7 protein-coding genes are annotated in these 15,303 nt (G+C 42.5%); 1 reads left to right on the top strand and 6 read right to left on the bottom strand.

The genetic code is table 11. The features are described 5' to 3' along the window. The 6 genes from DIU38_RS04275 to DIU38_RS04250 form a co-directional block, all read right to left on the bottom strand. Window positions 1-1,107 carry a glycoside hydrolase family 43 protein gene (locus DIU38_RS04275; protein ID WP_112654157.1) on the bottom strand — a complete coding sequence of 369 codons (1,107 nt, stop codon included), beginning with the start codon at window positions 1,105-1,107 and terminating at the stop codon, window positions 1-3. Window positions 1,108-1,121: 14 nt separating this feature from the next. Further along, on the bottom strand, window positions 1,122-2,357 hold the full coding sequence (locus DIU38_RS04270; RefSeq protein WP_112654158.1) for a DUF2264 domain-containing protein: 1,236 nt from the start codon (window positions 2,355-2,357) through the stop codon (window positions 1,122-1,124). A gap of 127 nt (window positions 2,358-2,484) precedes the next feature. Next, window positions 2,485-3,804, bottom strand: coding sequence for a BNR repeat-containing protein (locus tag DIU38_RS04265; protein ID WP_112654159.1), 1,320 nt, complete (start codon window positions 3,802-3,804; stop codon window positions 2,485-2,487). 55 nt (window positions 3,805-3,859) lie between these two features. Next, window positions 3,860-5,482 (bottom strand): RagB/SusD family nutrient uptake outer membrane protein, encoded by a 1,623-nt coding sequence (locus DIU38_RS04260; RefSeq protein WP_112654160.1) that lies wholly within the window; start codon window positions 5,480-5,482, stop codon window positions 3,860-3,862. A gap of 16 nt (window positions 5,483-5,498) precedes the next feature. Next, window positions 5,499-8,513 carry a SusC/RagA family TonB-linked outer membrane protein gene (locus DIU38_RS04255; RefSeq protein ID WP_112654161.1) on the bottom strand — a complete coding sequence of 1,005 codons (3,015 nt, stop codon included), beginning with the start codon at window positions 8,511-8,513 and terminating at the stop codon, window positions 5,499-5,501. Between the two features lie 376 nt (window positions 8,514-8,889). After that, on the bottom strand, window positions 8,890-12,960 hold the full coding sequence (locus DIU38_RS04250; RefSeq protein ID WP_112654162.1) for a hybrid sensor histidine kinase/response regulator transcription factor: 4,071 nt from the start codon (window positions 12,958-12,960) through the stop codon (window positions 8,890-8,892). Window positions 12,961-13,289: 329 nt separating this feature from the next. Here DIU38_RS04250 and DIU38_RS04245 point away from each other — a divergent pair, with 329 nt between their 5' ends. Then, a complete protein-coding gene (locus DIU38_RS04245; protein WP_112654163.1) occupies window positions 13,290-15,182 on the top strand; it encodes a 7TM diverse intracellular signaling domain-containing protein in 1,893 nt (630 codons plus the stop codon). Window positions 15,183-15,303: the final 121 nt, after the last annotated feature.

Raw genomic sequence — 15,303 nt, 5'->3', positions numbered from 1 at the left:
TTATTTCTTAAATACGTCAAGGTTCCAGTTATCTACCCAGTTTATTTCGATATCATCACCTTTAAAGCTGATGGGCAGCCAGAGGTAACGGCCATCAATGGCGTCTTTTGGAGCCCATTTATCGGCTATAAATATGAAGGCATCCCTTTTACCGGCTACCGGCAGCACATGAGTACTTTGGCCACCATAAGTAATTTGACTATCCGGTCCCTGGCAGGGGTTGCCGTGGTAGGTCCACGGCCCCCAGATTGATTTTGCACTGAACCAACGGGCGGCGTTGGGTGCCCAACCTGTACAGCCCGAGCCTATCATGTAATAAATTCCGTTACGTTTAAATAATGCAGGAGCTTCAGTTTGGTGGCCTATATAGATACGGATAAACTTACCTGTATGCCCTGTATAATCGGGAGTTAGTTCGGCCAGGTCAAGGGTGTAGTTTTCTTCGGATGAAAAAACGTGGTAAGCCTTGCCATCGTCATCAACAAAAACGGTCATGTCGCGGGCCATCTGGCCGCCGGGCAAGTCGCGGCAAAAAAACTTATCGGTTTCGTGAGTTGGATTAACACAGTTTATTTTATCTCCTTCGGGAGTAAGCGCCGGGTAAAACGGCGTCTGCCCCGGATTAGGGCGATAACTTTTAATAAACTTGTACGGGCCGATCACCTTATCGCTTACAGCAACCCCGGCGCGGGCAGCGCTGTAGCCTTTGCCTAATAGTTCCAGGTGAAACCACATTACATACTTTTTGGTCTTTTTATTGTAGACAACCTTCGGCCTTTCCAGGACACAGCCTTTTGCTATATCATTTGTGGTATCGGGCGAAACACTCAGCGAGATCCCCTCATCCTTCCAGTTGTATAAATCTTTTGACGAATAGCAATGAACTCCAACCATTGCCCGGTTACCTGCATCGCCGGCAATTTTGTGTTCGCCAAACCAATAATAAACCCCATCATTATACAGAATGCCTCCTCCGTGGGCATTAATGTGCACCCCTTTATCATCTGGCCAGATTGCGCCCGGACTAAAACTGGTTAATTTGGTTTGCGCACGACCGATGATACTTAGCAGCAAAAAGGCCGGCAATAAAAAACGATAGTATTTCATATAAAGATGTTGTATTATTTTCTGATATCAAGTGCATGATCTGCAGGTGCATCCTGGCCGCTCCAAATTTTAACTGCGGTCCAGGGTTCTTCCGCATCAGCCCAAAACGGATCGGCTTCGGGCAGACCTAATGGTACAAAAGCGGTGGCGCAGAAATACAGGCTGCCTGTTGTAATATAAAAATCGGCCAGGCCGGGCTGCTTGCCATATAAACCCATATTAAGCCACCCATCGGCAGTAAAAGTTTGCGGCGCGCCAAGCGTTTTTTTGATCATAGCTGTTAGCGCGCATCTTACCTGTGCCGGTTTCAGGCTTGCAGGCAATTGCTTTTTGTAAGCGATGTTTGCGAGGTGATGAAATGCGCCGCCACGATAAACTATCGACCGTCCTATAGCGGGGTAACTTCCATCAGCATTAATAAGGCGCTCAAGCACTTCGGCATAACGTTGGCCAACAGCCAGCTCACGTTGTTCCTCACGCACATAAGTTTTCTTTTTAGCATCTACCTCTTCCAATATGGTACTCAGATTAGGATGGATTACGATGCTATTATAATAATCGAGATGAAAGTTCATCCCGTCCGAATACATACCGTCGCCAACATACCAATGTTCTGTAAATTCGCGGATACCGAATTCAACCCTTACCGGATCGTAGCCCAGATCATATTTGCAAAAAAATGCTTCTATCATCCCCGAAAACAGGATCCAGTTGGAGTAAACCGGGACAGTTGCGCGGGTAGTTTTCATTACTTCAACCACTTGTTTTTTGGTGGTATCATCAAGATGTTCCCACAACCATGGACTCCGCACCAAGGCAAAAGCAACAAACGAGGCATCAACCAATGGCTGGCCACCGCTCCATTGCATATAGTCTTTAGCCTGCGGATTAACCGCGTTTGCAATGGCCTTTAAAGACCAGGCCCGGTATTGTTCGCGAAGTTTTACCTCGGCTGGATCACCACCTTCTAATTGTAACCACGGTGCTATACCACACAATGTGCGACCAAAAGCTTCCAGGTATCCCACCTTAGCGCGGCTTTCCTTGTTATCTATCTTATCGGATAGCTGCATGGGCATTTTTTCCTTAAGCTGATCGGCTGCAAGGTTGCTGATCACTGGCCGGGCTACCTTATCCATGTAGCTTAACCACAGTTTCCTGTCGGATACTTGTGCGGTATTTTTTTTGCTTTGGGCCGATGCCAAAAACGGGGTGCTTATGAATATGAAGTAAAATATGAGTTTCTTCATCCGGGATGTTTATTTGTTTATTATACTTTGATTCAAGTTCCATGTTGTAAGTCTCAAGTCGAAAGCCCTAAGTCTTAAGTCGTTTTTTCTTAAAATATGTCTAAAGACTTTCGACAGACTTTCAACTTTAAGGCGTCCATTCCAATACCTGTACGTTAGTGGGCGGTATACTGGCTTTCCCTTCACCATCAACCTGGGTTACCTGTTGTACAAACAGGTTAAGAATCTTTTTATCTTTCCATAGCTCGGTATCATAAGTCGGTTCCCATTCCCCTACAGGCGTGGTAGTTAAATCACTAACCTGCCAGTTCGCCTTTTGCAGATCGTTATTTACAGCCACAGAAACTTTATTCTCACGTTCGGTATCCCTAAAAATAATTGCTGCTAACTGTTTTCCGCTTTTGTTCCAGGCTATAATTTGCGGGCGCGATATCGGGATCAGTTTGGTACCTGTACCGCCAAGACCGAAGGCTGTTTTCCTAAAACCAAGATTGGCCGAATGCCAACTACCCCCGGCTTTATAAACAATATGATATTGTGGGATGGTTCTACTGCTATCGCGCCAATAAGTAGCAATAAATGGATTACCCCTATCATCGGCAAACATGGATGTTTGATTGATGAGTTCGCTGTGCTGAGGTATTTTGCAGGCATATTCGGCATTAGCGGCATTAATCGGCAATGTATATTTTTCGCCCGTTGATTTTTCCCAGCTCAGGCCTCCATCATTTGAGCGGGCATAGCCCATATCATGGTTGCTTGCCACATCCGGGCTTTCGCGCCATACCCATGATATGTGGATAGTTCCTTTTTTGTCGATACACATTTGCCAGTAGGCATTTCGTTTACCCTCGCCGTCAATAAGATTTTGCTGTATGTTAACCCATTTTTGAGTAGCTATATTATACCTGTTCATGACCAGGTTTCCGTTACCCGAACCTCCGTCGCGGTAAACAAATAACAGATCGCCATCTTGTAAACGATAAAATTCGGGATAGCTAACCTTGTTTTCGCCAACCCCTGTCATGCTTTGTTGGGCCGACAAAGTTAGGCTTCCGGGCTTAATGCTTTTAGCATAGTTTAAAGTCTGATTATGGTGTCCCCAGGCAACATGCAAATAGCCGGCACCATCAACCATGATACTGATATCTTTATGGGCATCAGCAGCATCGGCTTTATATTGCGTTGCAGCAACCTGCCAGTTACCAGATCCGCTTTTTCTCTTAGCCAACACTAAAGCCTGGTCGTTGTTATAATAAGCGGCGTATTGTTCACCCTTAAAAGTAACTAATGAGTTTTTGCGGAAAACAACTGTATTGACAGAGTTATTAGCCCAACCCAAACCAATAGTGGTAGTAGTTACCTTGTCGGTTTGAGCAGATACAACAATAGTGCTCCCAAACAGGACACATATAAAAAACAGCGATCTTAAACAGTATAGCTTCATAAAAAGTAAAAGTAAGGGCAATTAATATCGCCCTTACTTTTTATTTGTGTTTTAATTAATAACCCGGGTTTTGCTCTAACACCGCATCTTTATTCAACTGAATTTCAGACAGAGGGATAGGTAGCAGCAGATTCTTAGCTGCGAGCCCGGTTGTTGGGTGAACGGCGTCGTTACTATTAAGCCGCGTGGCACGATCAACCAGTGTACCTGTTCGCATCAAGGTTTGGCGGCGGTTTTCTTCGCCTATCAATTCCCTGGCACGTTCATCAAGTATAAAATCAAGTGTCATTTGCGCGGCCGTTACCTGTGGTGCATTAGCCCGCGTCCTTAACACGTTAATAGAAGTGGCTGCATCAGCAGTTTTACCTTGTTTAAACTGTGCTTCGGCGAGCAGCAGGTAGGTTTCGCCTAAACGCATCATCATAAAATCTTTGATCATGGCATATCCAAAGGTATCGTTAGGGTCAAAGGCTCCCCATTTGGTTGTGCTTGGGCAAATCCTGAATAAAGTATCCGCACCGGCAAATGGTACAGGTTTTCCTAATAAAGCAGGGAACTTAGGATCATTGTAATAGTATTGTCTTTTAATGCTGTATTGTGAATTACGAAGATCACCTTGAGGGTACAAGCCGTAAAGCACCCAGTTGCTTAACCTTAACCTGGCAATACTACGCCCCCCTAATGAGTCACAAGGTAACATTCCGGGAACCGCATAATAAGCAGCGCCCCATACCCGGCGTTGCTGGGCATTATCTACATTACCACCAACTACAACAGATGGATTTTCCTGCTCAAGTACCCAGATGGCTTCAGTGTTTCCCTGTGCTCTACGCTCATTGCCATATACAAACATATCTGAATAGTAATCGCCTGCGCCGGTTGCTCTTACACCATAACGAGCTTTGATAAGGCTAAATTTACCACTGCTGATAACCGCTTGTGCCTGTTGTTCGGCAAGGTCATTTTTACCCATACGCAGGTACGCTTCAGCTAATAGCTGCATGGCCATGTATTTATTAGCCCTGCCAACCGGTTTTCCCTGAGCATTTGTTTTCGAGTTACCTGCATTTAAATCAGACAAGTTAGTGCTTGCATAAGTAAGGTCACTTACGATAAGCGCATTTAGCTCATCAAGTGATGCACGGGTAAAATTTGTTTTAGGAACAGTTAAAGCATGATCAGTAAGTGGCACTTTACCAAATAAGGTAACCAGGTTATTATAGGCGTAGGCCCTGAAAAACTTAGCCTCTGCTTCTACCTGCTTTTTACCAATAGACCCCAATTTTGTATTTGATGGATTTTCGGCATTATCAATTATAATATTGGCATTATTGATCATTGCATAATATTTGCCCCAGATATAATTAGCGGCGCCATCCTGTGATGTTAACAGGCTGTAATTATAATAAGGCACCTCAATACCCTGCTGTTGGGCTGTAGCGTTCGCCACATCGGTACCTACCTGCCATACACTTGGCCAGCCTTGCGCACCTGAATAGGTTAGGATACCGGTTTCAAGGTTGTATAAACCTATTGCCGATGCCTCCATACCCAATGAATCGGTAACAGTAAGGGGAGTATATGACGAGTATGGTTTTTCGTCGAGATATGATTTTTTGCAAGATGCGAATGCTGTTAACACACCTGCAAAGAGTAATATTGCTGAATAGTTTTTCATGTCTTTTACTGGTTAGTTATTTTAAAGAAATATTAGCACCTAAAATGATTGTACGGGTTTGTGGATAATTATTTACCCAATCGCCCGATCCGCGGGTTGAGTAATTGGCCTCAGGGTCCCATCCTATCCAGTTTGTAAAAGTTTTCAGGTTTCTACCGCTTAAATAAAAGGTTAAACCGCTTATGCCTGCTTTATCAAGCAACCTTTGAGGAACTACGTAACTAAAAGTCACATCTTTAATACGTGTATAGCTGGCATTACGCGGATAACCATAACCACGTGTATTCGTATAGGTTAATGACTGAAAGTCGTTACTGTTATTGGTTGGTGTCCAGTAGCCAACCGCGGCAGGTGTATTTCTTCTGCCCGATTCATCGGCATAATTTAAATCGGCGTTATTTTTTAACATGCCCTGTGCCGTTTGTACAAAGATACTCAGGTTGAAATTCTTATAATGAAATGTGTTGGTTAAACCGCCAGTCCATTTAGGGTCCTGCTGTCCCAATATTACCCTGTCACCATCGGCAGTAATTTTACCATCGCCGTTAATATCGGCAAATTTCAAATCCCCCGGCTTAGCAACGGGATCCTGCTTGGAGGGATCTTCACCTGTTTGCCAAACACCGGTCATTTTATAATCATATATCACATTGATAGGTTTGCCAATAAACCATTTGTTGCCAATATCATCTTTGCCATCGCCATAAAGGGCAACAACTCTATTTTTATTAGCTGCAAACACAATAGTGCTTTCCCATCTAAAATCTTTACCATCAATATTACGGGTATTTAATGTTACCTCAATACCTTTATTTGCTACCTTTCCTATGTTATCAACAACCTGGTTGTAACCGGTAATGGTTGGTAGTGCACGGTTTAACAATAGCCCGGTTGTTCTTGAATCATAATATTCCACGGTACCACTGATTCTGCTATTCAACACAGAAAAGTCGGCCGCGATATTAGCCTGATTAGTGCTTTCCCAGTGCAGGTTTCCGTTACCAAGATTGTTTGCCTGTATACCTACGGTACTTACCCCATTAAAAGGAAACCTTACCGTACCATCCGATGTAATGGTTCTGTAAACACTTACCGCCTCGTTACCGGTTTTGCCGTATGATGCCCTAAGTTTTAAGCTATTGATCAGTTTTGAGTTTTTGAGAAAATCTTCGTTACTTACATTCCAACCAAGGGCTACAACCGGGAACCAGCCATATTTGGAAGTATTGGCACCAAATACTGATGAACCGTCGCGCCTTACTGTTAGGGTTACCAGATATCTGCTGTCATATGAATAATTCAACCTGGCCATTTGCGAATTAAGCGCATATCTGTCTGAATAGCTCCCTGAAAAGCCATTTACACTTGCACCTGATACTGTTGCGCCAATACCAATCTGGTTAAATGACAGTTCGTCGTTTATATAACCAGTGCCGGCTATTCCCGAAATGAAATATTTACGCTGCTGCGCGCTGTATAAGCCTGTAAAATCGATCCGGTGCTTACCAAAATCGCGGGTATAAAGCAACAGGTTATCAAGTGTGTAGCTATTTGTTTCGGAACTTACCGCGGTTGCCGAACCTAAAGGCGTATTAGCTAAACGGCCGCTATAGCCGTCTACACGGGTAGGCAGGTAAGTATACCCGGCATTTAAGCGGTATTTTAAACCTTTGAGTACACCGCCAAATTTTACTTCGGCATAGCCGTTGCCGCTTATATTCACGCTTCGGTTTATCTGGTCGGTAGTTAAACCAAGCAGAGGATTAACATATAGCTGTTCGGGGGCCATTGGGTAAATGGCATAAGTGCCATCGGCATTATATATGTTGCCATAGGGGCTCATGGCTGTAGCGTTGAGTAAGTTTGCCCTGCCGCCATCATAATTATTATTGGCGAAATACAAATTTGCGCCTACACTCAGATAGCTGGTTACGTTTACATCCAAATTTGAACGTACGCTTGCACGGTTATACTGATAGCCTTTTATCACACCTTTTTGTTTCAGGTAATCGCCTGATAAAAAGTATTTAACATCAGGGGTACCGCCTGTTACACTCAGGTTGTGATCCTGCATAAAGCCTTGCTGGGTAACTTCTTTTACCCAATCAATAGTGCGGCCGGCAGCGTAGTTAGCCCTTTCAGAGTTATTATACACCGGCTCGGGAAATTGCTGGGTTAAGTGGTTTTGAGATTCATAATCAAGGAACTTCTGGGTAAATGAGGCCGGATCGCGTGGTTCAAGGATATGCCCAAGATTTTCATAACCGGCATATCCGTTGTAACGAATTACAGGTTTACCAGTAGTACCACGTTTTGTAGTGATCAGGATAACGCCCTGCGAGCCGTTAGCACCATAAATAGCAACGGCGGAAGCATCTTTAAGGATCTCCATTGATGCAATATCGTTGGGGTTAATATCATTAAGTGATCCTCCACTTTTGGTAAGCGGGATACCATCAACTACCACAAAAGGGCCAGAAGCAGCCGAGATAGAGTTTTGCCCCCTAACTGTAACTGAAGGCTGGCGACCAGGAATTGAGGAGGATGTGGTTACAGTTACCCCGGCAACCGCTCCCTCTACGGCCTGCAAAACGTTTGTAACAGGCAACTGCGACAAGCGAGACTTAGGCACCGTTGTAACAGAGCCGGTAACATCCGAACGTTTTTGCGTACCGTAACCTACTACCACTACTTCGTTAAGCTGCTTGTTACTATCCTCAAGCACGATATTTAGTGTGGTGGTATTTTTTGTAACCGGAATAAATTTGGCTACCATGCTCACAAAAGAGATCTTTAAGATTGAGCCTTCGGCAACCTCTATTTTAAAAGCGCCATTAACATCGGTTGTGGTTGATTGGGTTGTGCCCTGGATGTTTACAGTTGCACCGGGCAACACATTGCCGGTGGCATCTTTTACAACACCTTTTACATTAATTTTTGTTTGCGCGCTTGCCAGCTGAGCAATGCCTGTGAGCATCATCATTAAAAGCAATACGGAAAAACTTTTTAAGAGAGTAAATCTATATTTCATAATTTAATTTGGTTTATAAGGGTTCATTTAATTTGGAATTTTAGGTGGTAACTGAGCCTATCCCGGACGATTTAACACCACAGCATAAGCCGTCCAATCGTGCATTCTTAAAATTTTCATTGCATTAATTTTTAGTTTATGAATTGCCGGCAATAAAATATTGGTGCTGATTATTGCCTGTCGGTTGAAACGAAATAAGCGGAATTTGGCTTTGCGAGAGAGGGGTAAAACTATAAATTACCGGGGTCAAAATATATAAAAAGCCCTCTTTTTGATAGTTTTTGTAGAATAAGCGAGAAAATAAGTGTCAAATTCACTTTTATTTTTTCCGGAAAGCTTTTTTGGCGATGGCAAGCCAACACTGTTAAAGACAGATCTATTTGGAAGAGTTTTTCTCAAACTCGTTCATACGATACGAAATTTGAAAGCTGGCGCGGTGTTTTTTGATGAAATCAGATGGGTTGATACCGTATTGCTTGAAGAATTGTTCGCGAAAATATTTCACATCACTAAAGCCAACCTGGAAGGCGGCTTCGTTAACATTACAATTGGTTTGAATGAGTAATTCGGCAGCTTTGCGCAGACGTACAAACCGAATAAAGTTGTTGACCGATTGTCCCGTGATGTTTTTAAGACGTTTAAATAAGGTTGCATAGCTGATCCCGATCTCTTTAGCCAGCACATATACATCAAACTTATCATCAGTAAAATAATGCTCAATCACCGAAATACAATTGTTCAGGAAGTCTTTATTCTCCTGTGAGATACTGCGGCCAGTACTTTTCTTGGTAACCTCTTTGTAAAAGTAATTTTGAAGTTCGGTTTTATTGCGCAACACACTTTTCACCCGTGCTGTCAGCAGTTCTTTATCAAATGGCTTGCGTAAAAAATCAATGGCTCCCTCATCTATACTTCTAAGCATAATATCAGGCGTTGTATCACCCGTTAAAAGGATAACAGGAATATGGCTTATGGCCTGATCTTCTTTAACAATCCGGCACAGATCAAGCCCGCTAATGCCGTCCATTACAATATCGCTTATAATTACATCGGGAATATGTTTCTTGATAAGTTCGAGGCCCGTGGTACCGTCCTGGGCCTCAATTACGTTATATCCCGGCGTAAAAATCTTTTTGATGTATGTACGGATCTGGTCATTGTCATCAATCACTATAAGTGTATGCCTGGCCGAGCTGAATAGCTCCAACGCTGCCAGGTCATCGTCTTCCGGCATAACATCTTTGTTATCTTCGCTAATAAGCTCATTTACATAAGTATAATCAGGCACAACATCGTCAGCAATAATCTCTCCCGAAAAATGTGCTTTACCCTTCGGTAACGCAAGCACAAAGGTGGTACCCCCATCGGGATTGCTGGAGTAGCTAATATTACCTTTATGGCTTTCAATAAAAACCTTAACCAGGTATAAACCTATGCCAAAACCCTTACGGAAATAGTTTTTATCCTTTGCCTGGTAAAATTTATCAAACAGCCTGTCGCCGGCCTCGGTATTTATACCTATGCCATTATCGATTACTTTAAAATATACATAAGTATCGTCCTGTTCAATTACGACATGGATAGCACCGTTATCCGGAGTAAATTTTATGGCGTTTGAGATGAGGTTAAACAGCGCTATTTCTATCTTTTCCAGGTCGCAGTACACCTCAATGGTATCTGCTCCGCCCTCGAGGGTATAACGAAGATGTTTAATTTTAGCCTGTTGAATAAAGCATGAGTATACTTCGTTACATAAAGTAACAAAATTTAACCTGCTTACTTTCAGCGAAGCATTTTCGCTTTCGGTTTTTCTGAAGAGGAGCAAATGATCAACCAAACCAAGCAGACGGCGTGCGTTGCGGTATATCGTGCTCAACTCTTCTGTATTGCCTTTACTTTGATTAAGGAGATCCTTGATGGGGTTAATAATAAGCGTTAACGGGGTCCTGAACTCATGCGATACATTGGTAAAGAAAGTCAGTTTCTTTTCGTTGAGCTCCTTTTCTTTCTCCACCTGCAGGTTGGCCAGCTTTACCTTAAACCTGAGCCTGGCCTGGTTTAATCTGTACCTGTAAAACGCGTAGCCTATAGCAACTATTAATGACAGGTAAACTATATAGGCCCACCAGGTACGATACCAAGGTGGCAAAACAATAATTTTAATGGTAATGGGTGGCGCTGTCCACTGTCCTTCCGTATTGGTAGCCCTGATTTTCAGTGTATAGGAGCCTTCATTGAGACGCGAAAAGTAGGCCGACTTTAGCTTGCCTACATAGTTCCAGCCATGGTCCCAGCCTTCAAGGTAATATGCATAGGAGATCTTTTCGGGAAATGAATATTCAAGCGCTGTATAACTGATGTTCAGCGTTGCCTGGCTAAACGGGATGGTTATATTTTTTAATTCATTTAACGGCAGTTTTGGGCCATATGCGCTATCGAGCTCAATTGAAACGTTGTTTATTTTAAAATCAGAAAGCATGAGCCGGGGCTGGTGTGCATAAGGAGCGATACTATCGGGCGAAAACAAATTAAACCCTTTGATGCCGCCGAACAACATTTTGCCCGATGCCAGCTTTAAGGCCGCGTTGTAATTAAACTGGTTGCTTTGCAAACCATCAGATGCGTTGTAATTGGTGATCTTTTCCGTTGTTACATTAAAGTTAGAAAGGCCGTTATAAGTACTGCACCATAAATTCCCGCTGTTATCAACCAATATATTCAGCACAGTATTACTGGGTAATCCTGCCGATTCCGTGTATCTTTTATACTGATGGGTGTTGGTATTATATTGAAGCAGCCCTCCGCCTTCGGTACCAATCCATAAATTGCGTTTATTATCTTCGGTAATAGCCCTGATGGCCTGGCCGATAAAATAAACCTGGTGTTTTTTATGCTGAACATCTATTTTGATGAGGCGACTATAATTTCCCGCCCACAAATTACCTCTGTGATCTTCAAAAAGCGCGTGGAGATTTACCAGGCTGTTATCAAAAAGTTCAAAACGATCTTTGGCTCGGTTGTACAAAAACAATGCCCCTCCCCAGGTACTGCCTGCCCACAAACGGTGCTGCGAATCTTCATAAAGCTTCCAAAAATTCCGTTCTTCTTTTTTATCTACCGGGTTATAACAGCTATAATGTTTAAACCGGCCGGTTGCATTATCAAACGCATCAATGCCACCATTAAAGGTTGCCACCCAAATCTTATTGGTATAGTCGTTTAAAATACTTACAACAAAATTACTGCTGATAGATCCCGGAATATTTTGGTGTACATAGGCAGTAAACGTATTTGTCTTAGTGTTCCAGTAATTTAACCCGCCGCCGTCAGTGCCAATCCATACATTATGCTGCTTATCTTCGCAAAACGACAGGATAAAATTATTGATAACACTGTTTTTATTAAAAGCATCATGCGCGAACACATGAAATGAGGCCGGTTTACGGTCAATAATGTTCACGCCACCCCGTAAGGTTGCTATCCAGATCCGGGATTCATCATCCTCATAAACAGCATCAACAGCATCGCTCCGTAAGCTGTTAGGTGTTTCGCCTGCATTGATATAGATGAGCGTATTGGTCTCCGGGTTCCAAACTTTAATCCCTCCCCCATTGGTTGCAACCCAGATATCGCCGTTTCTAGTTGTGGTGAGGCTAAAAATATTGTTGTTGGTCACTTTGTTAAGCCCGTTCTCCAGCCTCGTAGTTTTCAAGGTGACAGGATCATACATCCATAATTCATTACCTGCGCCTGCAATAATTTTACCTTTTCCATCAATGGTCATACAACCTGCATATGCCAGTTCTGGTGATACAATTTTTATCTTTTCAGCCGCTGCATCGTACCTGCCAAGCCCAACCCCGTTTACCAGAATCCAGATAGTGCCCTGCGTATCCATCTGGGCAGCAATGGTATTAAACTGTTGTTTTTTGACATCATACAGGATCTCTTTGCCGATGGTATCTGTTTTACCAAACTTTAGGAATCCATATGTACCATTGGTAGCGAAAATATTGCCCGACCGGTCGGCAACTATCTCATTGATATTAAACCCTATTTTTATTGGTTGATGCTTTTCGTTATAACAATAAAGTGCATGAAAGCGTGAGTCGGCATAATCAAAATACATGAGTCCTTTTTCGGTTCCCACGTATATTCGCCCGCCGCTGGCATTAATGGATTTAATGTGATTATTGACGAGCGAGTTTTTATCGCCCCAGATGTTCCGGAAGACTTTAAATGTGTAGCCGTCATACCGGTTGAGGCCGTCATAAGTTCCCATCCACATAAAGCCATATTTATCCTGCGTAATACAGGTTACCGCATTGTTTGAAAGGCCATCTTCAATACCTAAATACCTAACCAGGAAACCAGGGCCTTTTGCTGAGGCTGCTAAAGAATAGCATAAAAAAGAAATGAGCAAAAAGGCCTTTAATTGCTGAAACATCCGCCGTAATTAATAACTGGTTGTTGCCAAAGGTATCAAAATGTAGCAGGCTTTCATTCGCAAATTTTATCCTGTTTTGGTACATCATGAATTACAATCCATCAAAAGCTTATCAGAAAACATAAAGAAAATAGCGCAGCCATTAACGACAAATAATTAACAATTAATTATATTTGGGATATTATAAACCTGTTCTTAATAAAACATTTATTACATATAGCCCATCATCCTTAAAAATAGGGAATGCAATGATTATGCATTTAAATGATTGCGTAATTATTGCAGGCTACACTGCTTATTAAAAACATTTGATTAAACATTTACCTGCATTGACTAAGTATTTATTTATTTTTTATTTAAGCCTGTGGGCACTTAATTCTCGTGCTCAAAATATACTCAGGGTTGATAAAAGCGTTCAGCAACATAAGTTTACCCTTAACGAGGTAAAATACCTGCAGGATAGCACCGGGAAGCTAACTTTCCGGGATATACAGGAAATGAGCTCCTCTTTTACCGAAAACAGCTCATACTACCCCAGCAATCACTATAAAAACTCTGCTTACTGGTTTCGCGTACGGATGTACTTTAGCGAACCTGTAAACAACAACAGCATTATTGAGCTGTTTGATCAAACCACCGATGAGGTAACGGCTTATATGCCTGATGCGACAGGTAACTATATCAAAAGTGAATCGGGCGCTAGCCTTAATTTCAACAGCAGGCTTTTTCATCATAAAAACTTTGAGTTTCAGATCGGGGATACCAAACCTGGTTATCATACTTATTATTTCAGGATCAAATCGCACAATGCGGTGAACGTTATCATAGTTTACCGTACTATTGATTACTTTATTCATTATGCGCTTAACGAATACTTAACCTACGGCCTTTTTTATGGCATGATCCTTATTTTTTGTTTCCATAACCTGCTTATGTTCCTTGCGGTTAAAAAGAAACAATACCTGTACTACGTATTTTACATTTTAAGCGTAGGCCTTTACGAAATGAGTGCCGATGGCATCGCGTTCCAATATTTATGGCCGGGAGCGCCGACTTTAAATAATTACGGGAACGGCACTGCCCTATATTTTACCAGTATTTGTGCCCTGATATTCAGCAAGGAGTTATTGCAGGTTAAAACAAAAGCCCCGCAGTTTAACAGGCTAATCAATTATGTGTTATTACTGCGCACTACCTATTTTCTGTACTGTCTTATCTTCAACAATTCGTTGTTTGTATATAAGTTTGTTGAAGTGATCCCCCTATCGCTGGCTTTTGCTACCGGTGTGTATATCTATAAAAACGGCTACAAGCCGGCCCGCTTTTTTGTGCTGGCCTACTCAATTTTGTTTGTGGGCTTTATAGTTAAAGCTCTTACCGCCCTTGGTTATACTTACTTTTTACCAGCTCCTATAAGCTACTATAGCCTCAGCTTTTGTTTTATTATTGAGATGGTACTATTGTCATTTGCCATTGGCGACCAGGTAAGGATACTGCGGAAAGAGAAGGACGCAGCTCATGAAGAAACCATAAGGCAAATGCGGTTGAACAGCCAGTTGAAGGATTCGATAAATGAGGAATTGGAGCGCCAGGTTGAAATCCGCACGCATGAACTCGTTGAAAAATCAAACGAGGTGAGGCAACAAAGTCAGATCATCGAAAACCAAAACAAAGAATTGTTACGGGCCAACGAGCAGTTGGAAAAGCAGGCCGGGGAAATATTAAGAATGAATGTTTTGCTTGAAAAAGATAATGTTCAACTAAAAACGAATATTGAAAAGGTCACCGAATCAAGGGCGCTATCTACCGAGCTGGGCTATGAAGAATTCAGCGCTAAGTATCCCGATCAGGAAACCTGTTTTAAATTCCTGTCGGCTTTAAAATGGAAAGATGGTTTTATCTGTACCCGCTGCTCAAATACAACGTATTGTGCCGGCAGGCTGCCGCACAGCCGCCGCTGTACCAAATGCAGTTATGAAGAATCGGCCCTGCATAATACCATATTTCAAAACAGCCGGATCCCCATTAACAAGGCTTTTTATCTAACCTATCTTATTTACAGTACTAACGGCACGATATCATCGCACCAGCTTTCCGAAAAGCTCGATATCCGTCAAAGCACCTGCTGGACTTACGCCATCCGTATAAAGAAAGTATTGCAGGAAAAGAAAAAATCACGAAAGAAGAATGATCAGCAAGGGTGGACAGTGTTGGTGATGTGATGGTTTTGTTGGACTGTGCGATTCATGTTTTCTTTTACATTCTACCAGCGCCTCTTGTAGATTTAAGTTAATCCGGAAAATTACTTGTCGTTCAATCAGCAAGATGTCTTGTTTTGCCCCC

It is taken from the genome of Mucilaginibacter metallidurans, from assembly GCF_003286435.2.
Taxonomy (GTDB): domain Bacteria; phylum Bacteroidota; class Bacteroidia; order Sphingobacteriales; family Sphingobacteriaceae; genus Mucilaginibacter; species Mucilaginibacter gossypii.
Note: the sequence above shows the minus strand (reverse complement) of the source record. Positions and strands in the feature narration are given on the sequence as shown.

Excerpts from the sequence above, each read along its gene's own strand:
- DIU38_RS04275 (WP_112654157.1), bottom strand. The coding sequence starts at position 1,107 with ATGAAATACTATCGTTTTTTATTGCCGGCCTTTTTGCTGCTAAGTATC.
- DIU38_RS04270 (WP_112654158.1), bottom strand. The coding sequence starts at position 2,357 with ATGAAGAAACTCATATTTTACTTCATATTCATAAGCACCCCGTTTTTG.
- DIU38_RS04265 (WP_112654159.1), bottom strand. The coding sequence starts at position 3,804 with ATGAAGCTATACTGTTTAAGATCGCTGTTTTTTATATGTGTCCTGTTT.
- DIU38_RS04260 (WP_112654160.1), bottom strand. The coding sequence starts at position 5,482 with ATGAAAAACTATTCAGCAATATTACTCTTTGCAGGTGTGTTAACAGCA.
- DIU38_RS04255 (WP_112654161.1), bottom strand. The coding sequence starts at position 8,513 with ATGAAATATAGATTTACTCTCTTAAAAAGTTTTTCCGTATTGCTTTTA.
- DIU38_RS04250 (WP_112654162.1), bottom strand. The coding sequence starts at position 12,960 with ATGTTTCAGCAATTAAAGGCCTTTTTGCTCATTTCTTTTTTATGCTAT.